The sequence below is a fragment of the Gordonia sp. N1V genome, from assembly GCF_029269935.1.
GTDB classification, from domain to species: Bacteria; Actinomycetota; Actinomycetes; order Mycobacteriales; family Mycobacteriaceae; genus Gordonia; species Gordonia polyisoprenivorans.
Genome location: NZ_JARJDD010000032.1, coordinates 1 through 23273 on the forward strand (window position 1 = coordinate 1; position 23273 = coordinate 23273).

Below are 23273 nucleotides of genomic sequence, written 5' to 3' on the forward strand. Positions count from 1 at the left end.
AAGGATCCGGACGGGATTCTCGTGCCCCGGTTGCAGGGATACGGGCCCATCGACCGCGACTACGCCACCGCCCTCGCCGACGTGGCGAAGACCGTCCACTACCCCGAATCCGCCCGTGCCGCGGGACCACTCATCCCGCAGATTTCCGACCGGCCGCAGGCGCCACCGGCGGATCCGACCGGACACGGTGGTCACACCGTGCCACCTCCTGGGGCATTGACGTATGCACCCAGCGCGACATTGCGCGCTGAGGTGCTGGCCAATGATGCCTGGTGCCGGTTTCCGTTCTGCGGGATGCCGTCACACCTGTGCGACCTCGATCATTGGCGACCGTTCAACCACACCGACCCCGAGGCCGGAGGCTGGACGGTGCTCGGTGATCTGATCCCACTGTGCCGGGCCGATCACCAACGCAAACACCTCGCCGAGTGGGTGCCGACGCTCTACACCGACCGACGGGTGGAGTGGCGGAACCGACGGAGTGGGCAGGTGATTGTCACCTACCCGCGGTGACGGTCGCTTTGTCTGTGGGGTGGAACCAGCTGTGGCTCAACGGGTCTCGAGGGCGCTACAACGCCGACCGCAGGTATTCGAGATCGTCGGGGATTCCTTCGGCCGGCGTCTCGAGGATGATGGGTGCGTCGGCCGCTGCCGCGACGGCGACGAGCACCTCTGGGTCGATGTGTCCCGACCCTAGATTCGCATGACGGTCGCGGCCGGAGTCGAACTCGTCGCGGGAGTTGTTGAGGTGCACCAGATCGATACGCCCGGTGATCTCCCGGACCCGCTCGACGAGTCCGACGAGATCCTCGCCGCCCGCCCACGCGTGACAGGTGTCGAGACAGAAGCCGGCCTGCTCGAAATCGCCGACCGCCTCCCAGAGTCGATCAATGGCCTCGAGGGTTCGGGCCATCGCATGGTCGCCGCCTGCGGTGTTCTCGATGAGAATCGGGACCCCGAAGCCGCCCTTGTCGACCTGACGGTCGAACAGCTTGCGCCAGTTGGCAAACCCTTCCGCTGAATCCTCCCCGTCGCGCAGGTGGCCGCCGTGGACGACGAGACCGAACGCGCCGAGGTCGGCAGCAGCGGCAGCCTGCTCCTCGACGGCCTTGCGGGAGGGCATGCGGAGCCGGTTGTTCAGGCTGGCCACATTGATCTGGTAACTCGAGTGGACGACGACGTCGATCGGGGAGTCGCGGAAAGCCTGCGCGTCCGGGCGGGGGACCGGCTTCTTCCACTTCTGAGGGTCGGTGACGAACATCTGGAAGACGTCGACGCCGAGGTCCGTCGCGGTGGTCAGCGGGTCGTCATCCTCCCGCAAGTGAGCTCCGATGCGCATGGTGCCAGCTTAGGGCGCGCACGCGAGACCGAACCCCGCAGCCCGCACTCGCCGAACGGTGCAGATCAGTCGTTGGGCTCGGTCTCGACGGTGATCGGCACACCGGACGCGATCAACAGTCGGCACGGCGCCTCGGTGTCGGGGTACAGGTTCAACCACTGATGGCCGCCGCCGTGCGAGTACACGGACTCCAGGGCGCGGTCGAGCCGCGCTTCGGCCTCCTTGGTGATGATGTAGCGCTGATCGCCGTAGCGCAGGAACCTGTTGGGCATCTACAACCTCCTGACCGGATGCCGGCCTCGCCGATCGGGCACGTGGCTCATAACTGCCTGAGCGTGTGATGTGTCCCACTCGGAGTCTATGTCGCGTCGCCCATCGGCGTCGGGCCGTCGGCATCTTCGACACTCCTGACGTGCGAAGGGGCGAGGCGACCGGCCACTTTCAGGAATGTTCATTAGGCTGACTCTGGGTTACGTGTCGGTAGTGCGGTGATGAAGAGGCGGTTTCGCGTGAGTGTTGACGAGGCAATCGACGTGCCCTCGCCGGACGATCACCGCCGACGGCAGGCTCCTGAGCAGGTCGTACGCGAATCCGCCGTGGATCAGAACGGCGCGGGCACCGGCGTAGAGGAGACCGACACCGACGCCGCATTCGGCGACGACAACCCGCCGGACCTCGAACCGATCCTCGCCGACATCGCCGCGGCCGCCGAGATGGAGGCCGAACCCGAGAAGCGTCGCGACCTCACCATGGTCCGCCGGGTCGCGATCGTCGCGTGGGCGCTGTTCATGGTGTGGGAGATCGTCGAGCACGGGCTCGCCTTCGACCGCACCCGCCTGATCATCCTGCTGTGCCTCGGGCTGATCGCGGCCAGTATCGGCCGGCGCCGCGTCATCACCGTCATCATCGACTGGGCGCCGTTCGCGCTGATCCTGTTGCTCTACGACTGGACCCGCAACGTCGCCGAGTTCATCCAGGTCCCGGTGGCCTGGCATCTCGCCCCCGACGTCGACAAGGCCATCTTCGGGGTGGTCCCGACGGTGTGGCTGCAGGCGCACCTGAAGTCGCCGTCGGCGCCGTGGTGGGAGGTCATCACCAGCGTCGTCTACATGTCGTACTTCGTCGTCCCGTACGCGCTCGCGGCCATCCTGTGGCTGCGCAACCGGGCGACGTGGCGACGGTTCGCCGCATGCTTCATCGCCACCACCTTCCTCGGGCTCATCGGATACACGTTCGTGCCCGCGGCACCACCCTGGGCAGCCGCCCGGTGCACCTCCGCGGAGGTCGCCGACGGACCGCGCGAGGCGATCTGCATGACCACCCCGCAGGCCACCCAGCCCGGCGGGATACTCGGTCCCTTCGACCCGAGTCATGCCGGTGCGGCACCGTACGTCGAACGGATCTCGGCCCGCGGATGGGAATTCCTCAACATCCACGTCGCGTCCAACCTCATCGAGATCGGTCAGGGCAAGTCCAACCTGGTCGCCGCCATCCCCTCGCTGCACGCCGCGCTGACGATGCTGCTCGCCCTGTTCATGTGGCCGCGCGTCAAAGCGCTCGGCCGAACATTGTTCCTGGGGTACGCCTTTGCCATGGCGTTCACCCTTGTCTACACCGCCGAGCATTACGTGTTCGACATCTTGCTCGGCTGGGCGTTGGCGGCCTTCGTCGTCGCCGTCTACCGGCTCGTCGACCGCAAGCTCATTGCGCCACGCAACAGACGCAAGGCGCAGGCAGACGCCGAGGCGTCGCCCGTCGGCTGAGGTGGGCCCGCCGGTTAGGCTGGTCGCGATGCGCGCCCCACGAATCGGTCACCGGCAGTGGTGGCTTCGTGTGTGCTTGGTCGGGCTGCTCGCAATCGCGGTGCTGCTCATGCACTCTCTCGTCGCCGGCGCCCCGCGTGAAGCGCACGCTGCACCTCACCAGAGCACTGAACACCACAGCACCGAACACCACAGCATCGCAACGATGACCAATGCCGCGGACCCGGAAGTCTCCCACATGAGCGACGCCGGTGACTGCGTCCTGGGCCACCACTGCGTCTTCGTGCGCGCCGACGACGCGCCACTGCCGCCGGTCATCCTGCTGATGCTCGTCTGGGGCTTCGCGGCGCTACCCGCCCTCATGGGCATCGCGCCCGCACTCCTCGGACACCTCGGGCGACCACCACCCTGGGCGCAGCCCACGCATCTGAGCCTGTCGGTGATCCGCTGCTGATGGACCGGTCCCAGACCACCATCACAGCCATATCGACCATCACACAGGAGCTTTCAGATGTCTCTTCGCACCATCCGCAGGGCCGCTTCGGCGGCAACAGCACTCGCCGCGGCCGCGTTGATCGTGGCGGGCTGTTCGTCGTCGGAGTCCTCGTCGCCCACCGGGCACTCGGGACACGGCACGACGGCAACCTCGTCGCCCCATAACGCGGCGCACAACCAGGCCGATGTCATGTTCAACCAGATGATGATCCCGCACCACGAGCAGGCGGTCGAGATGGCCGACCTGGTGCCCAGCCGTACCGACAATGCCCAATTGCGCGCGCTGGCAACGCAGATCAGGAATGCCCAGCAGCCCGAGATCGATCAGATGACCGCACGGCTGAAGTCGTGGGGCGTCGCGGTCGACGACGGCGGCGACCATGGCGGCCACTCGATGAGCGGCGACATGGGCGGGATGATGTCCGACGCGCAGATGACGTCGCTCGAGAACGCCCGTGGCGCGCAATTCGACACGCTGTGGTTGCAGGGCATGATCGCCCATCACCAAGGGGCGATCACGATGGCCGATGCGGAACTCGCCGGCGGGATCGACCCTGAATCACGGTCGCTGGCAACGCAGATCAAGAACACCCAGCAGGCCGAGATCGATCAGATGAACGTCATGCTGGGACGGTAGGCCCACCTCGACGCTGTATTTCACCTGCGCCATCAGCCGCGCCGCAGCGGCAGCCGCATCAGGTAGACCTGATAGCCGAACGACACGGAGTAGGTGAAATACAGCGTCGGGCCCGACGTCGACCATGGATGGATGAACGGTGCGTAACCCGAGTACGGGTCGTCGCGGGAGACGACGAGTTCGCCGGCCGACCACGGTCCCTCGGGCCGATCCGCGGTCCGCAGCTTGACGCCCGGCTCGGTCTGCACCAGCGAGATGTATTTGCCCAGATACGAATCCCACGCCACCGACATCTCCCCGTTCTTGGGTGGCATGATCGGTGTCGCTGCTCCCGGGACGCGTGGCACCCACCGGCCGTTCGAGAAGTACTCGTAGGCGTTGATGTTCTCCATCTGCGACGCCGGGACACGCGCCAGATAGACTGCGCCCCAACGGCTGTCGGGTGTTCCGTACTGATACACGGTGTCGCCGACCTTGAGGTAGGCGGCCATCTGGAACTTGACGTTACCGCCCGAGTTGGGGCGTTGCGGTCCCACGCGCCGCCAGGTGCGTCCGTTGTCGTCGGAGCGGGCGAGGCCGGAGAAATTGGTGACCCAATGACTGTTGGCCACCCAGTGTTTGACCGACATGAAGTTCAGGTATTGCGTCTTGCCCACGGCCACACCGGCGGTCGGGATCAGGGTGATCTCCTTGCGGAGGTCGGGTTTGAGCAATCGGCTGGCATACCCGGGTGGTCCGGTGTGGCCGGTGAAGGTCATGCCGTCGGCCAGGTTGTGATCGGTGCTGCGCAACAACACATTCGAGCGCCAGTGGAACAACGACCCGTAGAGCAGGGACCGCCCGTCGAAGGACTGGGTATCGCCGAAGGCGGTCAGGATCTCGCCACGACCGTTGTCCCACATGACGCCGAGGTCGGTGCCGAGGATGTCGTAGCGCCCGAGGGTGTCGTTGATGGCGCCGGGTCCGGTGAGCCGGGCGACGGTGCCGGCCATGCCTGCGGCATATGTCGTGGCGCCGGCCGGTCCGCCGCCCACGCCCGCCACCATCAGGCCGATCGTCGTGACCGCGGCGGCCACCGCTGTTCTCGGGCCCAGGGGAACCGATCTTGGGCGCAGACGGAGCCAGGTCATGCGGTGGACCCTAGCAAAGGCGGAGAGATCACGCGCGTATCGCGTCACTCCCGGGCGTCGTCTTGCGAACAGTCGCTCATGCTCTGCTGTCTGCTAACCGAATTCGGTGATGAACGGGCAGTTCCAGTGCCGCACGGCCCAATGGATGCGTCCACTCATCGGTGTATGAGTTGTTCAGCGCCGCAGGGGATGTCACGTCGATATCGATAGGTCAACCGACTGCCGATCGAAGGCGTGGTAGTTGGCTCAGCGGATTGGCCCGTTCGATCTCGTAGCGCTGGCTTGTGCTGAACACCGTACTGAGCCCGGGTGCGGGGTCGCCTCCGCCTTCCAGGAAGACAGCCTGGCTGAACGGCCAGTCGGAGCCGAACACAATATGTGAACGTGGTGCGACGGCGAGCACCGATCTCATGGCGGCTTCCGAAGCGCTCAGTGCGGTGTCGAAGTAGAACGTTTGGATCAGTTGCTGCACGTCGAGCGCCGACGGGCGTGGCGCTCCGGCGGGCCAATGGTTACCGATGGGTGTTTCGGCGAGTACCCCGATCCGCCACGACAAGAACGGTAGGGTGCCGCCGGCGTGCGCGAGCTGGAATCGGATACCGGGATAGCGGCGAAGAGTGCCGCCGGCGAGCATCAGCGTGGCCGCTCGTGTGGTGTCGAAGGTGAACTCTTCGAGGAAGTCCGGCAGTGGCAGCGCCGGTTTGGCATTGTCGGGTATGGCTGCGGGGTGGACGAAGACAAATGTTCTACGGGCGTTGAGTGCGGCCATCAGCGGCTCGAAGCGGGGATCGCCCAGGTAGACGCCGTCGTAGGCGCTGAGCAGTAGGACGCCGTCGAGATGTAATGTGTCGAGGGCATATTCGAGTTCGGCGATGGACGCGGCGACATCGGGCATGGGCAGCACGGCGAATGCGCCGAACCGGCTTCGGTGAGTGTGGAACAGGCCGGCGGCGTATGTGTTGCAGTACCGTGCGAGGTCGCGGGAGTCCTTTCCGCGCAGGAAGGACACACCCGGATCCGACACCGAGAGGGCTTGAGCCTGGATGCCCCAACGGTCCATGAAGTCGATCGCTGATTCCGGTGACCACTGCGGGGTGGGATACCCGCCGATGGTGAAGTGTCCGTGTTCCAGTAGCGCGGCCCGATACTCCGGCGGTAAGAAATGTGCGTGCATGTCGATTCGGTAGCGACCTGTGGGAGCCGGTGATGCTCCGGCGTCACCGCCGCCGGCCGTGGCAACCGTGGCTCCGGCTGCTACGGCGCCGGCACCGATGAGCATCGCTCGGCGGCTCACTCCCGCCGACCGCCCGTAGCCGGTCGGTGCGCCGTGGTCGGATCGTGAATGCGCAGTGGGGGTCATTGTTTCGGAGATTCCTCTCGGGCGACGGAGTTGGTGGTGCTGTTGGTCGGCTCATGGTCGGCAGACGCCGGTTCGGGTTGCCGACGCGGTGCTTTGAGTGCGCAACCGGCCGCGGCGACGAGCAATACCCCGGCGACGGAGAGCATCGACGCTGACATGCCGTCGATGAGCGCTTCTCGCACACCGCTTTCGAGATGTGCGCCCACGGCGCCGCCGAGTCGCTCGGCGGTCGCCAGACCGGCGGCTGCCGAGTCACGGACGGCCGTTGCCGCCGGTTCGGGTAGACGCGACAGGTCGGGGAGGTGTTCGCAGTATTGACTGGAGAACACCGAGCCCATCACGGCGATACCGATGGCCGACCCGACTTCGCGGGTGGTGTCGTTCATGGCGGAGGCGACGCCCTGCTTGTTCTGGGACAGCGATCCGACGATGGCGCTGGTGCCGGTGGAGCTGGCCAGTCCGATGCCGAGGCCCGCGACGATGAGACCGAGCAGAAATGGCGGGTAGCCGGAGTCGGGGGTGAGTCGGGAGACCACGACGAGTCCGCCGGCAATGAGCAGCAGGCCGATGACCATCACGAGCTTGAGACCAATCACCGACACGAGGCGCGGTGTGAGGGCTGCGGTGGGTAGGACGACGGCGGCGACGGGGATCAGTGCTACCGCCGCGGTCAGCGGACTGTAGTCGAGGATCAGTTGCAGGTATTGCAGGCCGACGAAGAAGAACCCGAAGATCGCCATGAACTGGGTGAGGACAACGACCGCGCCGGCTCGAAACCCGGGCAGCCCGAACAGGTGTGGGTCGAGCAAGGGGTGCTGTGTCCGCAGTCCTTGAATTGCGTAGACGGTGAAGCCGGCGATGCACACGGCTGCGGCCAACAGGACCGGGACCGTGGTCCAGCCCTGGTCGTTGCCCTCGATGATCGCGAACACCAGGGTGCCGACCGCGACGGAGGTCGCCACGGCACCAACAACATCGAAACGATGGCGCGCCTCATCGCGTGTCTCGGGGGACAGCAATGCGGCGGCTACTGCGGCCACCGCGGCGACTGCGGCGCTGGTGATGAAAATCGATTGCCATCCCCAGCGCTCGAGTAGCGAGCCGGCGGCGAGCATGCCGATGATTGCGCCGGCGGCGGCGAATCCGGACCAGATGGCGACGCCTCTGTTGCGCTGTTCGGGCGGGAACGTGGCGGTGATTGTCGACAGGGTGCCGGGCATGATCATCGCCGCTCCGATGCCCATCACCACGCGCCAGCCGATGAGAGCCGAAGTGGTGTCCGCGAAGGATGCAGCCAGTGACCCCACACCGAAAACCATTGTGCCGACGATCAGGATCTTCTTGCGCCCGTAGCGATCTCCGATGGCTCCCAGCGGTAGGACGAGAGCCGCGAGCGCGACGGTGTAACCGTCGGCGATCCAGGTCAGTGCCGTGTTGTCGGCGCCGAGGTCCACGGCGAGGTCAGGGAGTGCGAGGTTCAGCGCGGATACCGACGCCACCACCAGGATCAAAGCCAGGCACATGGCGAAGAGAACGCCGCGTTGCGCCCGTCGGCTGATGAGCGGACTGCCGGCGTCGTCGGCCTCAGCCACCGTGCGCTCCGACGGTGTCGGAGCGCAGGTCCAGTGCGATGTCGACGAGCATGTCTTCTTGACCGCCGACCATCCCGCGCCGCCCGGCTTCGACGAGCAGGCTGCGGGCGTCGAGGCCGTAGCGCTCGGCCACGATCTCGGCGTGCCGCAGGAAGCTGGAGTAGACCCCGGCATAGCCGAGGGTGAGGGTTTCGCGGTCGACTCGGACGGGACGGTCCTGTAGCGGGCGGACGATGTCGTCGGCGGCGTCTTCGAGCGCGTCGAGGTCGCACCCGGTGTCCCATCCCATACGGGTGGCCGCGGCGATGAAGACCTCGAGGGGAGCGTTGCCGGCGCCGGCGCCCATCCCGGCCAGGGAGGCGTCGACGCGGTTGGCTCCGTGTTCGACGGCGACGATCGAGTTGGCGACGCCGAGGGAGAGATTGTGATGGGCGTGGATGCCGATCTCGGTGTCGGAGTGCAGGACTCCGCGCAGCGCATCGCAGCGTTCGGCGATGTCGTGCATGGTCATCGCACCGCCTGAGTCGACGACGTAGACGCATGTGGCGCCGTAGGACTCCATCAGTTTGGCTTGTTCGGCCAGTTCCTGGGGGCGGGCCATGTGGCTCATCATGAGGAAGCCGACGGTGTCCATGCCCAGTTCGCGGGCGGCAGCGATGTGCTGGGCCGAGATGTCGGCGTCGGTGCAGTGAGTGGCAACGCGTACGGTGCGCGCGCCTGCGCGGTATGCGTCCTTGAGGTGGTGCACGGTACCGATTCCGGGCAACAGGAGCGTGGCGACGGTGGCCCGTTCGACGGCCCCGGCGACAGCCTCGATCCATTCGAGGTCGGTGTGTGCGCCGAAACCGTAGATGCAACTGGACCCGGCGAGTCCGTCGCCGTGGGCAACCTCGATCGAGTCGACGCCGGCGGCGTCGAGGACGGCGGCGATGGTGACCGCGTGTTCGGTGGTGTATTGGTGGCGGATGGCGTGCATTCCGTCGCGAAGAGTGACATCACTGATGTAGATGGCGGTCACGGGGTGACTCCTGCCGGGTGGGTGAAATGGGCGGCAATGCGTTCTGCGGTGGCTTTTGCCGCCGAGGTCATGATGTCGAGGTTGCCCGCATAGGCCGGGAGATAGTGAGCGGCGCCGGTGACCTCGAGCATCGTCGTCACGCGGGTACCGGTGAACTTTCCTGTTTCGGGGATGTGCAGCGGCTTCTCGGCGCTAAAAGTCTCGAACTGCACGCGCTGTTTGAGGCGATAGCCCGGCACGTATTCGGTGACGCGCCCGACCATCTCGATGATCGACTCCTCGATGGCGGCGTGGTCGACGTCCCCGTCGACGAGGCAATACACGGTGTTGCGCATCAGGATCGGGGGGTCTGCGGGGTTGAGGATCATCACCGCTTTGCCACGTGTGGCGCCGCCTACCTCTTGCAGAGCGGTGGTAGTGGTTTCGGTGAACTCGTCGATGTTCGCGCGGGTGCCGGGGCCTGCGGACTTCGAGGAGATCGAGGAGATGATCTCGGCGTAGGACACCGGCGCGATCTGACTGACGGCAGCGACGATCGGGACGGTGGCCTGACCGCCGCACGTCACCATGTTGAGGTTGGGGGCGTCGAGGTGCTCATCGAGGTTGACCACCGGTACGCAGAACGGACCGATCGAGGCGGGTGTCAGGTCGAGCATTCGTTTCCCGGTCGACTCCAGCGAGCCCCAGTTCGCGCGGTGGGCGCCGGCCGAGGTGGCGTCGAAAATCAGCTCGATGTCGTCGAATTCGGGGAGTGCGAGGAGCCCATCGACCCCATCGGCGGTGGTGGTCACTCCGAATCGTCGGGCACGGGCCAGGCCGTCGGAGGTCGGGTCGATACCGACCATCGCGGCGACTGCGAGTGGGCCGTCGTCGCGGATGATCTTGATCATCAGGTCGGTGCCGATGTTGCCCGAGCCGATGATGGCGACGGGGTATCGGGATGTACTGCTCATGGCGCTGCTTTCGGGTGTGGGCGGGCTATGGGTGTTGCGCAGACAGCGTTGTCGCGTCTCGAGTTGAGATGAGCTGCGTGTTTCAGACGAAGGTGACCGCGACTCGGCCCAATCCGGTCAGGTCCGCTGCTGCGGTGTCACCGGTATGGACGAACACCGCGGACGTGATCGAGCCGGACATCACGAACTGGCCGGCGTCGATACCGGTGTCGTAGTCCGCCAGCGCGTTGGCCAACCACGCAACGGCCTCGGCCGGATGCCCGAGTACCGCGGTCGCGATACCGCTGTCGACGATGTCGCCATTGATCATCAGGGATGCCGCGACCTCGTCGAGATCAGGTGCCTGGCCGATGGGAACCCACGGGCCGAGGGCCACGGCACCGGAACTGGCATTGTCGGCAACGGTGTCGGGCAATGTGATTCGCCAATCGGAGACACGGCTGTCGACGATCTCCAAGGCGGCGGCGACGGCATCGGTGGCCTCGATGACATCAGCGACGGTGACGCCGGGCCCGCGAAGGGGGCGATGGAGACGGAAGGCGATCTCCGGTTCCACCCTTGGTGCGCACAGGGCGGCCGAGGAAATGGTGCCGCCGTCGGGGGTGACCATGCTGTCCAGAATGAAGCCGAAGTCAGGCGAATCGACACCGAGAAGCTGTTGCATCGGCGCGGAGGTGAGGCCTATCTTGCGCCCGACAAGCGAAGCGCCACTGTCGAGTTGACGAGTGAGGTTGTACTGCTGAATCGCGTATGCGGTGGCCACATCGAGATCGGGTACGGACTCTGTCGGCGGCTCGATCGGAGTACTCGTCGACAGCGCTTGGTGAAGACGGTCGGCCCAGTGCCCAACTTGATCGGTGGTCAGGGTCATCGCTGATCCTCCTTTTCGCTCTGTTCGACCAGGTGCACGGCAGCGGTGATGACGGCGTGCGCGTGTAGCTCGAACAGCGCGAGCAGGTCAACAGCATCCCCGCCGATCTCTTTGGCGATGAATAGTCCATCGGCTCCGGCCATCGAGTAGGTGGCCAGCTGGTCGAGTGAGGCCTCGTCGAGGCCGGGCGCCAGATCCGCGGTCGCCCGACGAATCGTCTCGTGCGCCTCGCGACGCACCTGCAGGAACATCTCGCGAGCCCGTGGTTCCACCGGTCGCCGCTCGAGAGCCAGCATCAGACCGAGCCGGAGGAAGTCCGGAGAATCGAGCAGGGCCTTGGCGACCTGCAGGGCCATGTCCGCGACACGTTGCTGGGCATCGCCTTCTGCGGGTACGGTCCACGCCGCCAGCCAGCGTCCGAAGCTGCGCTCGATGACGGCGGCGATGAGATCGTCCTTGTCGGCGAAGTGCCAATAGATCGAGCTCGCCGGCAGCCCGCATCGTTTGCTCACCAGTCCGATACTGGTGCCCTCGTATCCGCGTTCACTCGCGATTTCTGTTGCGGCGTCAAGGATCTTTGTCTTCGATGCCTCGCCGTTGGCTCGTACCCGCCGAGGTGCTGCGGCCATTGACTCGCTCCCTTCCGATACCGGACAGTCTCTGTAGTAGTCACTACGGTAAGCCCTTGACGGGCGGTGGTCAAGGGCTTACCGTAGTGATCGTTACAGATAAGTGTGCGGCGCTTTCGTGCAGCGCGGCCAGGTTCGAGGAGATATCCGTGCCCGACATTCCGCACTATGACGTCGCGATCATCGGTTACGGCCCGACAGGGGCGACCGCTGCGAACCTACTCGGCAAACAAGGCCTGAATGTGGTTGTGCTCGAGCGTGATCCGGACATCTACGGCCGGGCGCGCGCCATTTCCACCGACGAAGAGGTGCTGCGGATCTGGCAACAGGTCGGTCTATCCAACCGTTTGCAGGACGACATGCTGCCCGGGGGGCCGGTCGCTTTCGTCGACTCCGACGGACGGCCGTTCATCGAGGTGCAGCCGACGTCGCGGGGAGCGGGGCACCCGCCTCAGCAGTTCATCTACCAGCCCGCCGTCGACACGACGCTGCGCTCCGGAGTGGAACGCTTTCCCAACGTCGTCGTATTGACCCGACACGAATGTCTGAAAGTCGTCAGCGGGCCGGACGACACCGAGATACTCGCCGCCGATCTGTCCGAGGACAGCTTCGTCAGGCTACGTGCGTCCTATGTGATCGCCGCCGACGGCGGATCGTCGGCGACGCGCGGACAACTGGGCATCGGCTATCAGGGCCGCACCTTCACCGAGCGGTGGGTGGTGATCGACACCGAGGTCCGCAAGGAGTGGGAGGGTAGTTCGCGGTTGCGGTTTCACTGCGACCCGCAACGACCCACCGTGGACTGCCCAACCCCGCTGGGGCATCACAGATGGGAATTTCCGGTTCGTGACGGCGAGGACGAGAATCACCTGGTCTCTCACCAAGCGATCTGGGAGATTCTGCGCAATCAGGGCATCACTCCCGATCACGTGGAAATATTGCGTGCGGTCGTCTACAGCCACCACGTCCGGGTTGCCGACCGGTGGCGCGTCGGCCGAGTGTTTCTCGCCGGCGACGCCGCCCATGCGATGCCGCCGTGGATCGGTCAAGGTATGGCCTCGGGTGTGCGTGACGTGGCGAATCTATGCTGGAAACTCGCCGCGGTCCTCGACGACAGCCTGCCTGAGACAGTGCTCGACACCTATCAGACCGAGCGTGAACCGCATCTCCGCGAGACCACCGCGCACGCAGTGTTCGCCGGGAAGATCATCACCGAACGCCGTCCACTACTTGCGGCGATACGCAATCATGCTCTCCGCGCTCTGTCAAAAGTTCCCTCGTTCCCGCGCTGGATGGTCAACACCAAGTGGATTCCCAAGGCGCACTATGACAACGGCTTCCTGTCGCCGACCTCGCATCCGGCCCGCGGGTGGCAACTCCCGCAACCGTGGGTGCTCGACGAGAAGGGAATCCGCACGCCCCTCGACAACGTGCTCGCCGGCCGCTGGCATGTCCTGAGCCTCGACGCTCGTCAGCACTCGGCGTGGCAGGCGTGCGATGTGTCGACCCTGCAGGTGCTCCCGGCCGGAGCGCTACCGAGGGCGGGGACCATCATCGACTCCGACGGCACCCTCGCTGCGTGGCTGACTCAACTGTCCGCCGCCGCAGTGGCCGTGCGTCCAGACGGATTCATCTATGCCGCAGCCGATGTCGACAGCTCACTGCCCCTACCACCCACCGGCCTGCGCGCAGCACCGGTCCCGACGCGATGAAGGAACACAGCATGATCGCCTCCGAGCACACCTCGCACACCGTGACCGTCAACGGTGACACCGAGATCTTCTACACCGACATCGGTTCGGGTGAACCGGTGATCCTGCTGCACGGCGGCGGACCGGGCGCCTCCGGGCTGTCGAACTACGTGCGCAACATCGACGCACTGGCACAACGATTCCGGGTCATCGTTCCCGACATGCCCGGCTACGGCCGAAGCAGCAAGAACCTCTCGCAGGACGATCCGTTCGGGGCGCTGGCCGACGCGATCCGCGCGCTGCTCGACCACCTCGGCTTGGACAAGGCCCATCTGGTCGGCAACTCCTACGGCGGCGCGTGCGCGTTGCGGCTGGCCCTGGACACCCCGCACCGGGTCGACCGGCTCGTGCTGATGGGACCAGGCGGCATCGGTACGACCCGTGGAGCTCCTACCAAAGGGCTCAACAGCCTCCTCGGCTACTACACCGGTGCAGGCCCCAGTCGCGACAAACTCGAAGAATTCATCCGTACATACCTGGTGTACGACGCCGAATCGGTACCCGCCGCAGCAATCGACGAGCGCTACCAGTCATCGATCGACCCCGACGCCATCGCCAACCCCCCGCTGCGACGACCATCGGGAGTCGGAGCACTGAAGACGTTGTGGCGCATGGACTTCACCCGCGACCCGCGATTAGCCCAACTGCAGACCCGCACACTCGTGCTCTGGGGACAGAACGACAAGGTCAACAAGCCCGCCGGTGCGCAGATGCTCGTCGATCGCCTCCCCTACGCCGATCTGATCATGCCGGCGCGTACCGGCCATTGGGTCCAATGGGAACGCGCCGACCTGTTCAACCGCGTCGTCGCCGACTTCCTCGACGGCACCTACGCATAAGGAGTTTCCATGAGCGCACCCACCGCGGCGTCGACCGTCGCGGCGCCCTCGGTGTTCGGCAACGTCCACCTCGGCTACATCGTCATCGAAAGCCAACGATTCGCCGACTGGCGCCGTTTCGGCAAAGATGCCATCGGCATGCACCTCGACGAGGTCTCGCCCGACGTCATCCGATTCCGCCTCGACGACCACCAAGCCCGATTCATCATCGTTCGTGGGCCCGCCGAAGATGTTGTTGCCCTCGGCTGGGAACTCGACGACCACGAATCTTTCGACACGATCCTCTCCCGGGTGACCGGCCGCGGGGTTCCGAGCATTGACGGCTCCGAGCACGACGCAGCGATCCGCGGAGTGCAACGGCTGACCCGGTTCCCCGGTCCCAACCGGCTGGCCCAGGAGATCTTCACCCGCGCACGCGTCACCGACGAACCTCTGTTCATGACCAACTCCGGTGGATTCGTCACGGGGACTTCGGGTATGGGCCATGTCGCGATCACCTCAACCAAGCCGCAGCAGATGCGCGGCTACTACAACACGGTCTTCGACGCGCGGCTCACCGACTACATCGACGAGACGATCAGTGGAGCGAAACTCAAGATCCGGTTTCTGCGCGTCAACGAACGACATCATTCGATTGCGATCGCGAATGTACGGGCATTGCCGATCAATCCGATTCGCACGCGAGTGCAGCATCTCAACATCGAGGTCGCCACCCTCGACGACATGACCGAGGCTTATCAGCGGGTCAAGCAACTCGGATTCGGCATGTCACTCTCGGTCGGGCAGCACACCAACGACAAAGAGTTGTCGTTCTATGCGCTCACCCCGTCGGGTTTCGAATGGGAAGTGGGGTGGAACCCCATCACAGTGGACGAGAAGACCTGGGAACCATCCACTCATCAGGGAATCAGTATCTGGGGCCACACCCCCGTGGGTCAGACGATCATCGACAAACTCAACCAGTTCCGTCGTGGGGCACTGTCTTTGCGTACCGATGAGGACATCGTCCCGGCGCTCGCAGGCGCCGGGATCGCCGACAACTGAGATTCGTCACCGAAACCCGCAGAACAGGATCCACCATGCCCCGCATTGATACCCACCATCACGTGGTGCCCGACTTCTACCGCAACGCCCTGCGCGCCAAAGGGATAGATGCGGCCGGCGGTCGGACTCTTCCCGACTGGAACCTCGACAGCACCTTTTCCACCATGGCGGCACTGTCTGTCAACGCTGCGGTGCTCTCGGTGTCCACCCCGGGGACCACTTTCTTGGACGATCCCGACCAGGCGTCACAGCTGGCAGCGCAGCTCAACGATCACAATGCCGACCTCGCACGCCAACATCCTGACCGCCTCGGGTTTCTCGCCACAGTGCCCACCCCCCATGCGGGCCCGTCGGCGCGCGAAGCGGCCCGCGCACTCGACGAACTCGGCGCCGACGGCGTGACACTGCTCGCCAATGCACAGGGAAACTACCTCGGAGAACCAGGCCTGGACGAGCTATGGGAGGTGCTCGATGCACGAGAAGCAGTCGTCTTCATCCATCCCGCCGACCTGCCTGGACCGGCGGTTTCGGACCTCCCACCGTTCGCCACCGACTTCCTCCTCGACACCAGTCGGGCGGCATATCTCTTGGTGAGGAACGGGATTCGACGGAAGTATCCGCGTATCCGATTTCTACTCAGTCACGGCGGCGGATTCGTCCCCTACGCCTCGCACCGGATGGCGATCGCGATCCTGGGCGACACCGGCCGCGGTATCACCGACTCACTCGACGAGTTCCGCACCTTCTACTTCGACACCGCCCTGACCGCCAGCCCGGCCGCGCTCCCGACCCTGTTGGCGTTCGCAGCGCCAGGCCACATCACCTTCGGGTCAGACTGGCCGTTCGCACCGGTGGCCGCCGCCACATACTTCGCCACTGCGCTCGAGGACTATCGAGAGCTGACCGATGCTGATCGCGCGGCGATCGACTGGTCCACCGCGGCCACCTTGTTCCCCAGATTCGGCCCGAGCGACCAAGCACCTTCCGACCTCGACATCGGACTTGCCGGCGCAGTGCGTCGGCGACTCATGCGCGTCGTCAGCCGCGCAATGCGGACCTGATGTCAACTCGAGGTCTCACGCTTCGCGATAGCGCCCGCGCACATCAACGCTGGTGAAGTCGATTTCGGCCGCGGCGTTGTTCACCGCCGTCACCATTCCGACGCCCCACATCCCGTCGACGTCGTACAGCCCGGCCGTCGACGCCGAGATCCCGTCGTGCTCGGTGTGCGAGTCGGCTTCGACGCCGATGCGATCACCACGCGGCAACCGCGACAGGGCCACGGTCAGATCGCAATTGATGAAACCGATCCCCGTGGTTCCCCAATTGCAGATCAGGCTGGTCGATTCGGCACTGATCGCGGCACGCACGAACGGTGTCAGTTCCGCCCCGACGACCGCCGGTGCGGCCCGTGTCCACACCCGTTTGCGCAGCCCGTTCTGGTGGTTGCCCATGTTCGAGTCCCATTCCCCGACACCAGCGGCGTCGGAGGCGAAGCGGGGTGCCCAGTCGTCGACCGCGGTCGTCGGCGGCGAGAAGGTGCGGGCCCCGGCATCACTTTGCCACCGCTGCCCCGGCGGATTCTGCGACTCGCGCAGGAACACCGCGGTCGCCCGCGCCACGATCACCTCAGCCTCTGCCGCGCTGTCGTCGGGGAACTGCACGACGTCGACCTCGGCGACCCGAATCCGCCCACCCGATCGCAGCACACGGGCTCGGGTGCTGGTCGGTATCTCCCGCGCCGCCCTGAACAGGTCGATGGTGAAACGTGCCGCCCGGAAACCCGGCTCGGCGATCCGCTGCTCGGCTGCATGCGCGGCCAGCGCGCAGACCGCGGGTCCGTTGAGGGTGCCCGGCGCCCACAGGCTGCGGGCGTAGGCGAGCGGCAACACCCGCCCGTCGGTGTCGGGCCGGAAGAAGGCGATATCGCTCACGTCATCTTGTCTACCGGTTCACCCCCTGCGGGTGATGCGCGGGTCGATCGGGCGATACCGCCGAGAGTCCTTCGGCCCAACCTGCGCCGACCTCTCATCCCTCACACCGAATTCGGGATAATCTTCGGAAATGACATTCGGTGTGAACACCAGACAATTCCCGAACGAGATCATCGGCGCGGTCCGCACGGCATTGATCGTGACGTCCATCGTCGGGATCGTGCTCGGCCTCGTCGCCGTCTTCTGGCCCCGCGCGACCACTCTCGTGCTCGCCGTGCTGTTCGGCATCTCGCTGATCATCGCCGGAATCTTCCGGCTCTACCAGGCATTTGCCGCGACATTTCTCTCCACCGGGTTACGGGCGCTGCTCGGCGTCGTCGGTGTGCTGACCCTGCTCGTCGGCATCATCGCCCTGTTCAGCCCGGGTGACGCGGTGTGGTTGCTCGCATTGTTCATCGGCATCGGCTGGATCTTCCAGGGCGTGCACGACCTGTTCAGTGCGGTGTCCGGTTCCCAGCACTCCCCGACCTGGTTCCTGATCCTCTCCGGCGTGATCTCGGTGATCGCCGGCATCGTGATGATCGTCCTCGGTCAGTACGCAGTCACCGTGGTCGTCTTCGTCGGCGGCGTCATGCTCGTCGTCATCAGCATCGTCACGCTGTGCACGCTGCCCAAGAAGATCGAGAGCGGCCCCGACACCCTCTGAGCGCGTCGCGCGCGAACAACCCAAAAGAAGGGCCGCAATCGGATTCCGGTTGCGGCCCTTCGCGTCAGCCGAACCAGGGTGCGATCGGATTGCCCTGCCACCGGGTGTGTGCAGGCACCACGTCACCACGCATCACCAGCGACGCCGGGCCCACCGTCGCCGACGTCCCGATCCCCGAGGCGGGCAGCGCGACACAGTGCGGGCCCATCGTCGCACCCGGCTCCAGGACCACCCGGTCGATGGCCATCACCCGGTCGTGGAACAGGTGGGTCTGCACCACGCAGCCGCGCTCGACGGTCGCGCCGTCACCCAACGTCACCAGGTCGGCCTCGGGAAGCCAGTAGGTCTCGCACCACACCCCACGACCGATGGTGGCGCCGAGCATCCGCAACCACAGGTTCAGGATCGGCGTTCCCGTGGCGGCGTTGGCGAACCACGGTGCGGCAACGGTTTCGACGAACGCATCCGAGAGCTCGTTGCGCCACACGAACGAACTCCACAGCGGATGCTCGGAGACCACGATGCGTCCGACGACGAGCCACTTGGCGGCTGCGGCGATACAGCAGGCCGCCGCGCCCGCGACGAGCAGGATCAGTCCGCTCACCAACCCGGCGATTACGTAGTTCGCGTGAAAGGCGATGTACTGCAGACCGATCAGCATGAACAGCCCGAGCACGAACGACACCATCACCGGAATCAGACGCAGGGTCTCGATGACCGACCGGGCGACCTTCAGACGCATCGGCGGATCGAAGGTGCGTGAGGTATCGGTGCGGGCGGCGGTGCGGCGCAACCGAACCGGCGGACTACCCAGCCAACTCGACCCGGACTTCGCCCGATCGGGCGCCGCCGACAGCACGGCGACCAGGCCGTTCTTGGGCACCTTGCGACCCGGCCCGGCCATCCCGGAATTGCCCAGGAAGGAGCGTTTGCCGATCTTCGCGTCGTCGATGTGCAGCCAGCCGCCACCGAGTTCATAGGAGGCGACCATGGTGTCGTCGGCGAGGAAGGAACCGTTGTCGATGGTGGTGAACTTCGGCAACACCAGCGCCGTCGAGATCTCGGTACCCTTGCCGACCTTGACGCCCAGGATGCGGAACCACCACGGCGTCAACAGGCTCGCGTACAGCGGGAACAGGTACGTCCGTGCCGAATCGAGCAGCCGCTCGGTCATCCACACCTGCCAGCCGACCCGCGACCGCACCGGGTGATAGCCCTTGGTCATCCCCAGCGCGAGCAGCCGCACGAGCACGGCGGTGATCACGGCGAACACGCCCAGGCTCACCAGTGTGGCGGCCGGGGTCAGGATCAACGCGCGGAGGGCGACGTCACGCAGCCGGTCGGCGTGCAGCGCCCAGGTGCCGATCACCACGAGCCCCGCGCCCAGCGAGATCAGCGGGATCGAGGCCAGCAGCAGCGACGACACCCCGTACACCGGGACCCAGCCCGATCGGCGGGGCGGGCGATGTGCGGGCCACGGATGGCCGGCCTTGCCCACCTTGACCGCGGGCGATCCGGCCCAGTGCTGGCCCTTCTTCACCCGGCCGAACACCGCCGAGCCCGGTCCGATCTCGGCGTCGCGGCCGATCACCGCGCCCGGAGCCAGCGTCGAGCGGGCGCCGATCGCGGCGCCGCGCTTGATGACGATCTCACCGATGCGCACGACGTCGCCATCGATCCACCATCCCGACAGGTCGACCTCGGGTTCGATCGACGCGCCCTCGCCGACGGTGAGCATGCCGGTCACCGGTGGGATGGTGTGCAGGTCGACGCCGCGGCCGATGCTCGAGCCCAGCGCACGGGCCAGGTAGATCATCCACGGCGCACCGGACATGTTCGCCGCGCCCGCGGCTTCCAACAGTCGCTCGGCCACCCACAGCCGGACGTGTACCGATCCGCCACGCGGGTAGTCGCCGGGGGTGACACCGGCCAGCAGTGCCCGCGCTCCGGCCGCGGCGATCAGCATCCGGCCCGGCGGGGTGATGAAGATAGCGAAGGCCACGATCACCACCCACCAGTTCACCTCGACCAGCCACGGCACGGAGACATCGAGTGCGCGGGCCGCGGCTCCCGCGACGTTGTTGGTCACGCCCAGCCACGTCGCCCACTGCAGACCGGTCAGCGTGGTCAGGGGCACCGACAGCAGGATCTGGGCGATACCGGTACGACGCGGTGTCGGGGTGACCTCGCGTTCGACGACGACCGTGGCCGGCGCGATCGCGTCGAGCATCCGTGCCAGCGACCCCAACCGCGGGTGATCATAGAGGTCGGCGACGGTGACCTGCGGGTACCGCTCCCGCAGCGCGGTCACCAGCTGCGCCGCAGACAGCGAGCCGCCGCCCTCGGTGAAGAAGTCGGCGTTGACGCTGGCGATGCGAGCGCCGAGGACGTCGGTCCAGCGGTCGGCGAGCCATTGTTCGGTGGCGGTGAAGTCGTCGGCGTCATCGTCGTCGTCGGTGCCCGCCCCGGGCAGCGGCCAGGGCAGCGCGTTGCGGTCGACCTTGCCGGAGGTTCGGGTGGGCAGTTCGTCGACGAGTGCCAGTCGCGGCACCATCGGCGCCGGCAGTCGCTCGGAGAGCAGGGCGTGCGCTGCCGAGACGTCGAAGTCGGGGTCGGTGGAGACCAGGTAGCCGACGAGCAGTGCGTTGCCGGCCGCCGATCGGCGTACCGCCGCTGCTGCACCGCTCACCCCCGGGAGGTGTTGCAGCGCATTGTCGATCTCGCCGAGCTCGATGCGCCGACCGCCGACCTTCACCTGATCGTCGGCGCGCCCCTGGAAGACCAGTCCCTGCGCGTCGAGCCGTACGAGATCGCCGCTGCGGTAGGCGCGCTCCCAGCCGAGAGTGGGCATCGGCGCATACTTCTCGGCGTCCTTGGCCGGGTCCAGGTAATGGGCCAGTCCGACACCGCCGATGATGAGTTCGCCGATCTCGCCCTCGGCGACCGGCCGTCCTTCGGCATCAACCACCGCGAGATCCCAACCGGGAAGCGGCAATCCGATCCGCACCGGACCCTCTCCACCCAACGGTGCCGCACAGGCCACCACCGTCGCCTCGGTGGGCCCGTAGGTGTTCCACACCTCGCGGCCCGGAACAGCAAGCCGCTCACCGAGTTCCGGTGGACACGCCTCCCCGCCGAAGATCAGCAGACGCACCGCCTCGAGAGCCTCCGGCGGCCACAGCGACGCCAGTGTCGGAACGGTGGACACCACGGTGATGTCGCGCGCCACCAGCCACGGGCCCAGGTCCATTCCGCTGCGGACGAGTGACCGCGGTGCCGGTACCAAGCACGCACCGTTGCGCCAGGCCAGCCACATCTCCTCGCACGAGGCGTCGAAGGCCACCGACAATCCGGCCAGCACCCGGTCGCCCGGGCCGATCGGCTCGTCGGTGAGGAACAGCCGCGCTTCGGCGTCGACGAAGGCCGCGGCGTTGCGATGGGTCACCGCAACACCTTTCGGGGTCCCGGTCGATCCGGAGGTGAAGATGATCCACGCGTCGTCGGCGGTGGTGGGACGGCAGGCGCCCGCATCACCGGGCGTGGCGTTGGACTCCTCGGGAGTCGACGTCGGGTGCACGCCGTCGGCGTCGATCAGCACGTCGATCCCGGCCTCGCCGAAGACGAGTTCGGCGCGCTCGTCGGGGTCGTCGGCATCGACGGGCACATACGCCGCACCGGCGTAGATCGCCGACAGGATCGCGGTGTAGAGGTCCCGCGACCCCGACGGCATCCGGATACCGACACGCCCGCCGCGCCGCACCCCGGCCGCCGCGAGACGGTCGGCGCCGCGGCGGATCACCGCGCGCAGTTGCGCGTAGCTGTACACCCGCTCACCGTCGTCGATCGCGGGCGCGTCGGGGTATCGGGCGGCGGTCTCGTCGAGGATGTCACAGAGTGTTCGCGGGTCGCTGGCCTGCGACGACAGCAAATACTGTGCTGGGATCTCCACACTCACCACCGTTGCCTAGACATGGAACGAGAAGAATATCGCGACTGGTCGACGAGTTGCGCCGGACACGGGTGAACGGAAGGTGTCGATCGTCTCCGTTATCCCGCCCGCGGTGACCCTGCACGCAAAGGCTGCCGAACAACCGGAATGAACTCTGATCTCGGTGTAGGTTCGCTTACACCAGAGGTTGGAGCTGACCCGTCCACACCGGTCATGCCCCATCGGACCCGCCCGACGCCGGCACAGGAGGTATGCCGGCACAGGAGGTATTCGGTATGCCGATCGTCCAACACCGCAAGGCCAGCGCGCTCTCGTATCCGATCTGGGTGGGTAGCCGACTGTTCCTGAAACCGTTGCTGTCGCTGTGGCCGCTCAACCGGGAGGGTATGGCCGGACTCTTCCTCATCGACCGCATGTTCGCCGTCGGGCCCAAACCGCACAACGTCGTCCGGGAGCAGATTCGCCTCGGTGACCGACCGGCCGAGGTGATCCTGCCCACCGGCCCCTCACGCCGGGACTCCGACACCGCGATCCTCTATCTGCACGGCGGCGCCTTCGTCGTCGGCGGGGTGGGGACGCACCGGTCGATTGCGGCGCGACTCTCGCGCGCCTGCGAGGTGCCGGTGTTCTCCCTCGTCTACCGGCAGCTGCCCGCGGCCGGGGTCGGTACCTCGGTCAGCGACGCGATGTCGGCCTACCGGGAGTTGCTGACCGAACGCGGATACCGACGCGTCGTCGTCGCCGGCGATTCGGCGGGTGGATTCCTGGCCGCCAAGGTCGTCGAAGGGGCTGCCGCACAAGGACTCCCGACACCGGCAGCGCTCATCGGGTTCTCACCGCTGTTGGATCTCGACCTGGCCGACAATCCCGACCGCAGCAGCAGTTCCGATGCCTACATCCCGTTGTCCCAGCTGGTCAAGCTCGCGCCGCACTTCTTGCGCGGCCCGGTCGCCTTCACCGGGGTGCGCCGCATCGCCGACCTCGAGCTGGAGGACTTTCCCCCGACCATCATGATCACCGCGGAGAACGAACTGCTCGAACCCGATGTCATCGACCTCGTCGAGAACCTCGACGAGGCCGGGGTCCGGGCGGAGGCGCACAGCTATTCGTGGCAGATTCACGCGTTCCCGGTCTTCGGTTCGCACCATCGGGAGACACTGGAGGCCATCGAGGTGTCGGCCGAGTTCGCCGGCCGCGCGATCCGAGAGGCGAAGAGCGCTGACGACCGAGAGAACAAGTGGGCCGGATGACGGGCGGGACCAG

At 66.2% G+C, this 23273-nt stretch carries 21 protein-coding genes; 10 read left to right on the forward strand and 11 right to left on the reverse strand.

Translation table 11 applies throughout. From position 1 onward, the window contains the following. Positions 1 to 513: HNH endonuclease signature motif containing protein (locus tag P3L18_RS26150; protein ID WP_276115771.1), on the forward strand; the 513-nt coding region annotated here is incomplete at its 5' end. A gap of 55 nt (positions 514 to 568) precedes the next feature. Here P3L18_RS26150 and P3L18_RS26155 read toward each other — a convergent pair. Then, a complete protein-coding gene (locus P3L18_RS26155; RefSeq protein WP_006369442.1) occupies positions 569 to 1339 on the reverse strand; it encodes a deoxyribonuclease IV in 771 nt (256 codons plus the stop codon). A 65-nt stretch (positions 1340 to 1404) separates the two neighbouring features. Further along, entirely contained in the window at positions 1405 to 1611 is a 207-nt protein-coding gene (locus P3L18_RS26160) for a hypothetical protein (RefSeq protein WP_006369443.1), read from the reverse strand. Positions 1612 to 1848: 237 nt separating this feature from the next. Between P3L18_RS26160 and P3L18_RS26165 the strand changes: the two genes are divergently transcribed. From P3L18_RS26165 to P3L18_RS26175, 3 genes are all read left to right on the forward strand, one after another. Continuing rightward, positions 1849 to 3102: a phosphatase PAP2 family protein gene (locus P3L18_RS26165; protein ID WP_006369444.1), complete on the forward strand. Its 1254-nt coding sequence runs from the start codon at positions 1849 to 1851 to the stop codon at positions 3100 to 3102. Between the two features lie 205 nt (positions 3103 to 3307). Beyond that, entirely contained in the window at positions 3308 to 3556 is a 249-nt protein-coding gene (locus P3L18_RS26170) for a hypothetical protein (RefSeq protein WP_276115772.1), read from the forward strand. Positions 3557 to 3613: 57 nt separating this feature from the next. After that, positions 3614 to 4234 (forward strand): DUF305 domain-containing protein, encoded by a 621-nt coding sequence (locus P3L18_RS26175; RefSeq protein WP_014358657.1) that lies wholly within the window; start codon positions 3614 to 3616, stop codon positions 4232 to 4234. A 32-nt stretch (positions 4235 to 4266) separates the two neighbouring features. On the opposite strand, the gene P3L18_RS26180 is transcribed toward P3L18_RS26175, so the two are convergent. From P3L18_RS26180 to P3L18_RS26210, 7 genes are all read right to left on the reverse strand, one after another. Further along, on the reverse strand, positions 4267 to 5310 hold the full coding sequence (locus tag P3L18_RS26180) for a DUF4185 domain-containing protein (protein WP_276115792.1): 1044 nt from the start codon (positions 5308 to 5310) through the stop codon (positions 4267 to 4269). 265 nt (positions 5311 to 5575) lie between these two features. Continuing rightward, on the reverse strand, positions 5576 to 6724 hold the full coding sequence (locus tag P3L18_RS26185; protein ID WP_276115773.1) for an amidohydrolase family protein: 1149 nt from the start codon (positions 6722 to 6724) through the stop codon (positions 5576 to 5578). Then, entirely contained in the window at positions 6721 to 8316 is a 1596-nt protein-coding gene (locus tag P3L18_RS26190; protein WP_276115774.1) for an MFS transporter, read from the reverse strand. Before P3L18_RS26190 ends, P3L18_RS26185 begins: the two co-directional genes overlap by 4 nt. Beyond that, positions 8309 to 9334: a 4-hydroxy-2-oxovalerate aldolase gene (gene dmpG, locus P3L18_RS26195; RefSeq protein ID WP_276115775.1), complete on the reverse strand. Its 1026-nt coding sequence runs from the start codon at positions 9332 to 9334 to the stop codon at positions 8309 to 8311. Before dmpG ends, P3L18_RS26190 begins: the two co-directional genes overlap by 8 nt. Further along, on the reverse strand, positions 9331 to 10287 hold the full coding sequence (locus P3L18_RS26200; protein WP_276115776.1) for an acetaldehyde dehydrogenase (acetylating): 957 nt from the start codon (positions 10285 to 10287) through the stop codon (positions 9331 to 9333). Before P3L18_RS26200 ends, dmpG begins: the two co-directional genes overlap by 4 nt. Before the next feature lie 82 nt (positions 10288 to 10369). Continuing rightward, on the reverse strand, positions 10370 to 11158 hold the full coding sequence (locus P3L18_RS26205) for a fumarylacetoacetate hydrolase family protein (protein ID WP_079931344.1): 789 nt from the start codon (positions 11156 to 11158) through the stop codon (positions 10370 to 10372). Further along, entirely contained in the window at positions 11155 to 11787 is a 633-nt protein-coding gene (locus tag P3L18_RS26210; protein ID WP_079931343.1) for a TetR/AcrR family transcriptional regulator, read from the reverse strand. Before P3L18_RS26210 ends, P3L18_RS26205 begins: the two co-directional genes overlap by 4 nt. A 149-nt stretch (positions 11788 to 11936) precedes the next feature. Here P3L18_RS26210 and P3L18_RS26215 point away from each other — a divergent pair, with 149 nt between their 5' ends. Genes P3L18_RS26215 through P3L18_RS26230 form a run of 4 tightly spaced genes read left to right on the forward strand, consistent with a single transcriptional unit; the run spans position 11937 to position 16482 of the window. Further along, a complete protein-coding gene (locus P3L18_RS26215) occupies positions 11937 to 13499 on the forward strand; it encodes a bifunctional 3-(3-hydroxy-phenyl)propionate/3-hydroxycinnamic acid hydroxylase (protein WP_276115777.1) in 1563 nt (520 codons plus the stop codon). 11 nt (positions 13500 to 13510) lie between these two features. Beyond that, entirely contained in the window at positions 13511 to 14377 is an 867-nt protein-coding gene (locus tag P3L18_RS26220; protein ID WP_079931348.1) for an alpha/beta fold hydrolase, read from the forward strand. A 9-nt stretch (positions 14378 to 14386) separates the two neighbouring features. Beyond that, positions 14387 to 15421, forward strand: a complete 1035-nt coding sequence (locus P3L18_RS26225) for a VOC family protein (RefSeq protein WP_276115778.1) — start codon at positions 14387 to 14389, stop codon at positions 15419 to 15421. Between the two features lie 35 nt (positions 15422 to 15456). Further along, entirely contained in the window at positions 15457 to 16482 is a 1026-nt protein-coding gene (locus tag P3L18_RS26230) for an amidohydrolase family protein (protein WP_276115779.1), read from the forward strand. A 15-nt stretch (positions 16483 to 16497) separates the two neighbouring features. Here P3L18_RS26230 and P3L18_RS26235 read toward each other — a convergent pair whose 3' ends face one another. Next, positions 16498 to 17355, reverse strand: a complete 858-nt coding sequence (locus P3L18_RS26235) for an acyl-CoA thioesterase domain-containing protein (RefSeq protein ID WP_276115780.1) — start codon at positions 17353 to 17355, stop codon at positions 16498 to 16500. Positions 17356 to 17485: 130 nt separating this feature from the next. On the opposite strand from P3L18_RS26235, the gene P3L18_RS26240 reads away from it, so the two are divergent. Continuing rightward, positions 17486 to 18061: a DUF308 domain-containing protein gene (locus tag P3L18_RS26240; protein WP_014358660.1), complete on the forward strand. Its 576-nt coding sequence runs from the start codon at positions 17486 to 17488 to the stop codon at positions 18059 to 18061. Between the two features lie 64 nt (positions 18062 to 18125). On the opposite strand, the gene P3L18_RS26245 is transcribed toward P3L18_RS26240, so the two are convergent. Continuing rightward, positions 18126 to 22019, reverse strand: a complete 3894-nt coding sequence (locus tag P3L18_RS26245; RefSeq protein ID WP_276115781.1) for a Pls/PosA family non-ribosomal peptide synthetase — start codon at positions 22017 to 22019, stop codon at positions 18126 to 18128. Between the two features lie 266 nt (positions 22020 to 22285). Here P3L18_RS26245 and P3L18_RS26250 point away from each other — a divergent pair, with 266 nt between their 5' ends. Further along, positions 22286 to 23260, forward strand: a complete 975-nt coding sequence (locus P3L18_RS26250) for an alpha/beta hydrolase (RefSeq protein ID WP_276115793.1) — start codon at positions 22286 to 22288, stop codon at positions 23258 to 23260. The last annotated feature ends 13 nt before the right edge of the window (positions 23261 to 23273 follow it).

Coding starts and splice junctions, on each gene's coding strand:
- P3L18_RS26170 (WP_276115772.1), top strand. CDS start 3,308: ATGACCAATGCCGCGGACCCGGAAGTCTCCCACATGAGCGACGCCGGT.
- P3L18_RS26240 (WP_014358660.1), top strand. CDS start 17,486: ATGACATTCGGTGTGAACACCAGACAATTCCCGAACGAGATCATCGGC.
- P3L18_RS26175 (WP_014358657.1), top strand. CDS start 3,614: ATGTCTCTTCGCACCATCCGCAGGGCCGCTTCGGCGGCAACAGCACTC.
- P3L18_RS26250 (WP_276115793.1), top strand. CDS start 22,286: ATGCCGATCGTCCAACACCGCAAGGCCAGCGCGCTCTCGTATCCGATC.
- P3L18_RS26205 (WP_079931344.1), bottom strand. CDS start 11,158: ATGACCCTGACCACCGATCAAGTTGGGCACTGGGCCGACCGTCTTCAC.
- P3L18_RS26160 (WP_006369443.1), bottom strand. CDS start 1,611: ATGCCCAACAGGTTCCTGCGCTACGGCGATCAGCGCTACATCATCACC.
- P3L18_RS26155 (WP_006369442.1), bottom strand. CDS start 1,339: ATGCGCATCGGAGCTCACTTGCGGGAGGATGACGACCCGCTGACCACC.
- P3L18_RS26210 (WP_079931343.1), bottom strand. CDS start 11,787: ATGGCCGCAGCACCTCGGCGGGTACGAGCCAACGGCGAGGCATCGAAG.
- P3L18_RS26185 (WP_276115773.1), bottom strand. CDS start 6,724: ATGACCCCCACTGCGCATTCACGATCCGACCACGGCGCACCGACCGGC.
- P3L18_RS26225 (WP_276115778.1), top strand. CDS start 14,387: ATGAGCGCACCCACCGCGGCGTCGACCGTCGCGGCGCCCTCGGTGTTC.
- P3L18_RS26230 (WP_276115779.1), top strand. CDS start 15,457: ATGCCCCGCATTGATACCCACCATCACGTGGTGCCCGACTTCTACCGC.
- P3L18_RS26200 (WP_276115776.1), bottom strand. CDS start 10,287: ATGAGCAGTACATCCCGATACCCCGTCGCCATCATCGGCTCGGGCAAC.
- P3L18_RS26220 (WP_079931348.1), top strand. CDS start 13,511: ATGATCGCCTCCGAGCACACCTCGCACACCGTGACCGTCAACGGTGAC.